The organism is Variovorax sp. GW821-FHT10D07 (genome assembly GCF_059415325.1).
Genome location: NZ_JBWKMZ010000024.1, coordinates 101,246 through 108,301 on the forward strand (window position 1 = coordinate 101,246; position 7,056 = coordinate 108,301).

The 7,056-nt window shown below is 71.3% G+C and carries 5 protein-coding genes and 1 riboswitch; of the genes, 4 read left to right on the forward strand and 1 reads right to left on the reverse strand.

Translation table 11 applies throughout. The annotated features are described in order from the left end of the window. The first annotated feature begins 33 nt into the window (after window positions 1-33). Complete coding sequence (iaaH, locus tag AC07PU_RS39965) at window positions 34-1,488, forward strand: indoleacetamide hydrolase (protein WP_495323385.1); 1,455 nt, start codon at window positions 34-36, stop codon at window positions 1,486-1,488. A gap of 1 nt (window position 1,489) precedes the next feature. Here iaaH and AC07PU_RS39970 read toward each other — a convergent pair whose 3' ends face one another. Next, window positions 1,490-2,233: a helix-turn-helix transcriptional regulator gene (locus tag AC07PU_RS39970; RefSeq protein WP_495323379.1), complete on the reverse strand. Its 744-nt coding sequence runs from the start codon at window positions 2,231-2,233 to the stop codon at window positions 1,490-1,492. A 155-nt stretch (window positions 2,234-2,388) separates the two neighbouring features. Here AC07PU_RS39970 and AC07PU_RS39975 point away from each other — a divergent pair, with 155 nt between their 5' ends. The 3 genes from AC07PU_RS39975 to thiC all read left to right on the forward strand — a co-directional run bounded on the left by AC07PU_RS39975 (window position 2,389) and on the right by thiC (window position 6,889). Beyond that, a complete protein-coding gene (locus tag AC07PU_RS39975) occupies window positions 2,389-4,230 on the forward strand; it encodes a hybrid sensor histidine kinase/response regulator (RefSeq protein ID WP_495323380.1) in 1,842 nt (613 codons plus the stop codon). 72 nt (window positions 4,231-4,302) lie between these two features. Further along, window positions 4,303-4,749, forward strand: a complete 447-nt coding sequence (locus AC07PU_RS39980) for a YchJ family protein (RefSeq protein ID WP_093348268.1) — start codon at window positions 4,303-4,305, stop codon at window positions 4,747-4,749. A 67-nt stretch (window positions 4,750-4,816) separates the two neighbouring features. Further along, window positions 4,817-4,922, forward strand: a riboswitch (TPP riboswitch). Between the two features lie 86 nt (window positions 4,923-5,008). After that, complete coding sequence (thiC, locus tag AC07PU_RS39985; RefSeq protein WP_495323381.1) at window positions 5,009-6,889, forward strand: phosphomethylpyrimidine synthase ThiC; 1,881 nt, start codon at window positions 5,009-5,011, stop codon at window positions 6,887-6,889. The last annotated feature ends 167 nt before the right edge of the window (window positions 6,890-7,056 follow it).

Below are 7,056 nucleotides of genomic sequence, written 5' to 3' on the forward strand. Positions count from 1 at the left end.
CGTCTTGCAGCGTGTGCGCTCGCCGTGCTCGCCATGGGTGCCCAGGCCCAGCAGCCGGCCGCGCCCGACATCGCCACCCTGACCGCCAGCGAGGCGGTGCGCGAACTCTGCGCCGGCCGCTTGACCAGCGAGCAGCTGGTCACGGCCTATGTCGCGCAGGCCAGGGCCAAGGCGAACCTCAACGCCTTCATCACGCTCGACGAGCAGGGCGCGCTCGCGGCCGCGCGCGCCGCCGATGCCGCGCGCAAGCCCCGCGCGGCCTGCAAGCCGCTGGCCGGCCTGCCGGTGGCGATCAAGGACAACATCCAGGTGCGCGGCCTGCCCGCCAGCGCCGGCACGCCCGCGCTCAAGGGCTTCGTGCCGGCGGCCGACGCGCCGGTGGTCGCGAAGCTGCGCGCGGCCGGAGCCATCGTGCTGGGCAAGACCCACATGCACGAGCTGGCCTTCGGCGTCACCGGCTACAACCCGGCCTTCCCCTCGGGCCCCGAGGTCGGCGTGCGCAATGCCTACGACCCGCGCCGCATCGCGGGCGGTTCCTCGTCGGGCAACGGCGCGGCGCTCGGCGCGCGCATGGTGTCGGCCGCGCTGGGCACCGACACGGGCGGCTCGGTGCGCATTCCCTGCGCCTTCAACGGCTGCGCGTCGCTGCGGCCCTCGATGGGCCGCTATCCGCAGCAGGGCATCGCGCCGATCTCGCACACGCGCGACACCGCCGGCCCGATGGCGCTGTCGGTGGCCGACCTGGTGCTGCTCGACCGCGCGATCGCGGGCGGCGCGGCGGTGCGTCCCGCCGACCTGAAACGCGTGCGGCTCGGCGTGGTGCCGGCCTTCTTCGCCAACCTCGATGCCGACACCCGTGCCGCCACCGATGCCGCGCTGGCCAAGCTGCGCGCGGCCGGCGTCACGCTGGTCGAGCTCGAGATGCCGAAGCTCGCCGAACTCAACGGCGCGGTGGGCTTCCCGGTCGCGCTCTACGAGGCGAACGACGACATGGCGGCCTACCTCGCGAAGTACGACACGGGCATCGACCTCAAGCAGCTCGCCGCGGGCATCGCGAGCCCCGACGTGAAGGGCACCTTCGACGGCCTGGTGCTGCCGCGCAAGCTGCCGGCCCCGAACGGCACGGTCGATGCCAAGCCGGCCTACGACCACGCGATGCGCGTGGCGCGGCCGGCGCTGCAGAAGCTCTACCGCGATACCTTCACGAAGCACCGGCTCGACGCGCTGGTGTTCCCGACCGTGCCGCAGGTGGCGCTGCTGGCCGCGCCCGAGGCCAGCAGCCCCGAGAACTTCGGCGCGCTGATCCAGAACACCGACCCCGGCAGCAACGCCGGCATCCCGGGGCTGCAACTGCCCTCGGCGCTGGGTGCGACCAGCGGTTTGCCGATCGGGCTCGAGCTCGACGGCCCCGCGGGCAGCGACCGCCGCCTGCTGGCACTGGGCCTCGCGATCGAGCCCTTGCTGGGGCGGCTGCCGGCGGCGAAGTGATTCAATCGCGCGACAGCACGCCCGCGAGTGCCGAGCGGCGCTCGATGCCGAGCTTGTCGAAGATGCGCCGCAGGTAGGTGCGCACCGTGGGCACGCCCACCGCCATGCGGCGCGCGATGTCCTTGTCGGTGAGGCCCTCGCGCACCGCGCGCGCCACCTGCTGCTCGCGCGCGCTGAGGCTGGCCCAGGGCGAGGCGGCCGCGCTTCCCGCGCCGCCGGTGCGCTGCTGCGCGCGCCGCAGCGCGCCCGCGAACGCGGGCTCGATCAGGTCGAGCATCAGCGTCTCGCGCGCGCCGAAATCGCCGCGCTCCTTGCGGCGCCAGATGCGCAGGTCGCCGAGCGCGCGCTCGCCGTCGAAGGCATGAAGGTTCAGGCCCCAGTGCAGGCCGTCGCGCGCGAGGAAGTCGTTGAAGAAGGGCGTGCGCATCAGTTCGCGCTGCGGCATCACCTCGGTCACGCGCGTGGCGCGGCGGCGCGACTGCAGCACGAAGGTGATCGGGTCGTGGTGCTGGTGCCACTGCGCATAGGTGTCGAGGTTGGCCGGCGCCATGTTGATCGCCACGCGCGAGCCGAAGCCGCCGCGCTCGGCGTCCCAGACGAAGGAGGCGAACTGGTCGGCCCGCAGCAGGCCGAGCAGCGCATGGCCGAGGCGCTCGCGGATCTCGCGCTCGCCGCCCTCGTCGTCGCGCGCGAGCAGCGTGAACACGCCGCGCAAGGCCTGCTGTTCGGAAGCGCTCAGGTACATGGCCGTTGTTCCTCGATGGTGTGCGTTGGCGGCTCGTGGTCCACCCCGGTCTCCGGGGCGCCACGTTAGCGGGTAGCAAGCGGCACGCCAAGGGTGGATGCCCGCGGGTCGATGGGCGGACACATGGCGCGGGCAGAATGGGCCGCGAAGCCGCCATGCCACCGCCCCCGCCCACGCCTCCCGCCAGCGCCGAGCGCTCGTCCGCGCAGGCCGCCGGCCTGCTGCGGCGGCTGCGCGCCTACTGGGTCGAATCGCCCAACCCGAACCCGCTGGTCGACCAGAGCCTGGCGCGCGCCTACATCGTCGACACCATGGACACGCCGCTGTCGGCCGCCGTGACCGCCGCGGTGTTCTGGATCACCTTCCTCGTGCTCACCGGCCACAAGGGCACGCTGGTGTGGGCCGTGCTGGTGCATGGCATGCAGTGGCACATGCATCGCCACCTGCGCAGCCTCGCGCCGGAGGCGATCGATGCCGCCTCGGCCTGGGCCACGCGCCGCCGCCTCGAGCTGCGCATGCTGTTCCCGGGCGTGGTGTGGGCACTGGCGCCGTGGCTGTTCTTCCCGAGCGGCGATCTCGCGCACATCCTGCTGCTGTACTTCTTCGTGAGCGGCGTCACCGGCGTGATCATCGCGGCGCTCGCGCAGTGGTGGCTCGCGGCCCTGTGCTTCAGCGTGCCGGTGTTCCTGAGCCTCGCGCTGCGGCTGGTGATCGAGCCCGGCAGCGTGACGGTCATCATGGGCTGCCTCGCGCTCTCGCAGCTGCTGGCGGCGCTGCACTATGCGCGCAAGCAGAACCGGCTGATCGTGGGCTCGATCGAGAACGGCTTCGAGAACGCGCGGCTGGCCGATGCGCTGGCGCGCCAGCTCGAGCACGTGGCGCAGCTCGCGGCGCAGCGCGCGCGCATCTTCGCGGCCGCCAACCACGACCTGCGCCAGCCCATGCATGCGCTCGCGATCTTCGTCGACGCGCTCGACACGCGCCACGCGCCCACGGCCGAGAACCTGCGCTTCATGCGCGACAGCGTCGATGCGCTGCGCGGCTCGATCGACGCGCTGCTCGACATCGCGCAGCTCGACGGCGGCGTGGCGCCGGTGCGCTTCGAGCCGGTGCGGCTGGCCACGCTGTTCGCGCCGCTGCAGGGGCGCTTCGCGGCGCTGGCGCAGGCCAAGGGGCTGGTGCTGCGCATCCGCGCCACGCCCGCGGTGGTGCGCGCCGACGCGCGCATGCTCGCGCGGCTGCTCGGCAACCTGGTCGACAACGCGATCAAGTACACGCCCCACGGCACGGTGCTGGTGTGCGCGCGGCGCACGCGCGGCGGCCCCTCGGGTACCGCGCCCGCCTGGCGCATCGAGGTGCGCGATTCGGGCGTGGGCATCGACACGGCGCACCGCGAGCAGGTGTTCGAGGAGTTCTTCCAGGTCGACAACCCCGGGCGCGACCGCAGCCGCGGGCTCGGCCTCGGGCTGTCGCTGGTGGCCAGCATGGCGCAGGTGATGGGCGCGCGCATCGCGCTGCGCAGCGCGCCGGGGCGCGGTAGCACCTTCTCGCTGGTGCTCGAGCAGATGGCGCCGCTGCCGGGCGAGGCCCCTGTCGAGGTGCAGCCGGAGGCAGCGCTCCCCACCGGCGGGCCGATCCGCATCCTGGTGCTCGACGACGAACAGCCGGTGCGCGAGGCCATGCGCTCGCTACTCGGCGGCTGGGGCCACGAGGTGGCGCTGGCCGCCAATCCGCGCGAGGCGCTGCAGCAGGCCGGCGTGTTCGACCTGATGCTCAGCGACCTGCGCCTGGGCAGCGGGCTCTCGGGGCTGGCCGCCGCGCAGGCGCTGCAGGCGGTGGGCAAGGCGCGCCACGTCGTGATCCTCACCGGCGAGACCGCGCACGCGAACCGCGCCGAGGTCGAGCGCGCGGGCTATGCGCTGATCTACAAGCCGGCCGACGCACCGGCGCTGCGCGAGGCGATCGCGCAGAGCATGCGGCCGGCCGAGGCGCGCTGATCCCCCTCGCGGCGGCCCCAGGGCTTGCCCTCTGGAGGCCCCTGCCCGCACGGTGTTCCAATAGGGGCCTCCATGCCCAGCGTTCCCGATCCCTCCACCGCACCCTGCCCCTGCGGCCGTACCGACCGCCGCGACAAGCCCATCGCCTACGCGATGTGCTGCGGCCGCTACCTCGACGACTTCGAGCACACCCCCGCGCCCGATGCCGAATCGCTGATGCGTTCGCGCTATACGGCCTTCGTGCGCGAGCGTGCCGAGTACCTGCTCGGCACCTGGCACGCGAGCACGCGGCCGGCCTCGCTCGACTTCGAGCCGGACGTGCGCTGGCTCGGGCTCGACGTGCGCGGCCGCTCGATGAGCGATGCCGACCATGCCGAGGTCGAGTTCGTCGCGCGCCAGCGCGGTGCCTCGGGCACGGCCTCGCGGCTGCACGAGCGCAGCCGCTTCGTGCGCGAGTCCGATGCCGAGGGCCTGTCGCGCTGGTACTACGTCGACGGCGACCTGCAGGCGCGCGCCTGAAGCCCGGCGCGAAAGCGCGCCGTCTTGACGCGGGCGGTTGACGGCGAAGGCCGGCGCTCGCACAATCGGCCCCGCTCCGGGGTGCACGCATGTGGCGTGCTGAGATGGCAAAGCTGCCGACCCGCGAACTTGATCCGGGTCATACCGGCGTAAGAAGAGCTGCACTCGCTGGCTTCGGTCCGTCCCTCCACCCGAGACGGCGCCCACAGCCCACCGAGCGATTGCGGAGCACCCTTTCCATCCACAAGGAGTGCCCTGCATGAATGCCCCCGACAAGTTCACCACCCTGCTCTCGCTCACGCGCGAGCCCTTCCCCGCGTCGCACAAGTGCGTCATCCCCGGCAGCCGGCCCGACCTGTTCGTGCCGGTGCGCGACGTGAAGCTCACCAACGGCGAGACCGTGTCGCTCTACGACACCTCGGGCCCCTACACCGACCCGAAGGTCGAGATCGACGTGCGCCGCGGCCTGCCCGACGTGCGCGGTGCCTGGGTCGTGGAGCGCGGCGACACCGAGAGCTACGAGGGGCGCACGCACCATGCGCTCGACGACGGCGCGAAGAACGAGGACCGCGATGCCCAGCGCCTGGCCGAGCTGCGTGCCGGTGCCTCGGCGCTGCAGCGCACGCCGCGCCGCGCGAAGTCGGGCGCCAACGTCACGCAGATGCACTACGCGCGCCGCGGCATCGTCACGCCCGAGATGGAGTACGTGGCGCTGCGCGAGAACGGCAAGCGCGAGTGGATGGCCGAGTACCTCGCCAACGAGGAGCGCGCGAAGCGCGTGGCCGGCAACCCCATGGGCGCGAGCATCCCGCGCATCATCACGCCCGAGTTCGTGCGCGACGAGGTGGCGCGCGGCCGCGCGATCATTCCCGCCAACATCAACCACCCCGAGGTGGAGCCGATGGCGATCGGGCGCAACTTCAAGGTGAAGATCAACGCCAACATCGGCAACTCGGCCGTGACCTCGAGCATCGAGGAAGAAGTGGAGAAGCTGGTGTGGGCGATCCGCTGGGGCGCCGACAACGTGATGGACCTGTCGACCGGCAAGAACATCCACACCACGCGCGACTGGATCGTGCGCAACAGCCCGGTGCCCATCGGCACCGTGCCGATCTACCAGGCGCTCGAGAAGGTGGGCGGCGTGGCCGAGGACCTGACCTGGGAGATCTACCGCGACACGCTGATCGAGCAGGCCGAGCAGGGCGTGGACTACTTCACCATCCACGCCGGCCTGCGGCTGCCGTTCATCCACCTGACCGCCGACCGCATGACCGGCATCGTCTCGCGCGGCGGCTCGATCATGGCGAAGTGGTGCATCGCGCATCACAAGGAGAGCTTCCTCTACACGCACTTCGAGGACATCTGCGACATCATGAAGGCCTACGACGTGAGCTTCTCGCTCGGCGACGGCCTGCGCCCCGGCAGCGGTGCCGACGCCAACGACGAGGCGCAGTTCGCCGAGCTGCGCACCCTCGGCGAGCTCACGCAGATCGCCTGGAAGCACGACGTGCAGACCATGATCGAAGGCCCGGGCCACGTGCCGATGCACATGATCCAGTCGAACATGGACGAGCAGCTCAAGCACTGCCACGAGGCGCCGTTCTACACCCTGGGCCCGCTGACGATCGACATCGCGCCCGGCTACGACCACATCGCGAGCGCGATCGGCGCGGCGATGATCGGCTGGGCTGGCACCGCGATGCTGTGCTACGTGACGCCGAAGGAACACCTGGGGCTGCCCGATCGCGACGACGTGAAGCAGGGGATCATTGCCTACAAGATCGCCGCGCATGCGGCGGACGTGGCGAAGGGACATCCGGGAGCGCGGTCGCGCGACGATGCGCTGAGCAAGGCGCGCTTCGAGTTCCGCTGGCAGGACCAGTTCAACCTCGGGCTCGATCCCGATACCGCGCGCGAATTCCACGACGAGACGTTGCCGAAGGATTCGAGCAAGGTGGCGCACTTCTGTTCGATGTGCGGGCCGAAGTTCTGCTCGATGAAGATCACGCAGGAGGTGCGGGAGTATGCGGCTGCGAAGGGGGTGGCCGAGGCGTTGGCTGTGGAGAAGGGGATGGAGGAGAAGTCGAAGGAGTTTGTGGCGGGTGGGGGGGAGATGTATATCCCTATTCGGGCTGTCTGATCTTTCTTGCTTCTTCTTGAGGTCGTTGGCCGGGTCTCGCCCCGGCGGGCGACTCACTTTTCTTGTCTCGCCAAGAAAAGTAAGCAAAAGAAGGCGACCCCGCTGTCTGTGTCCCTCCGCTTCGCTGCGGGCAACCTGCGGTGCTCGGAGAAAGCGGGGGTCCGCAG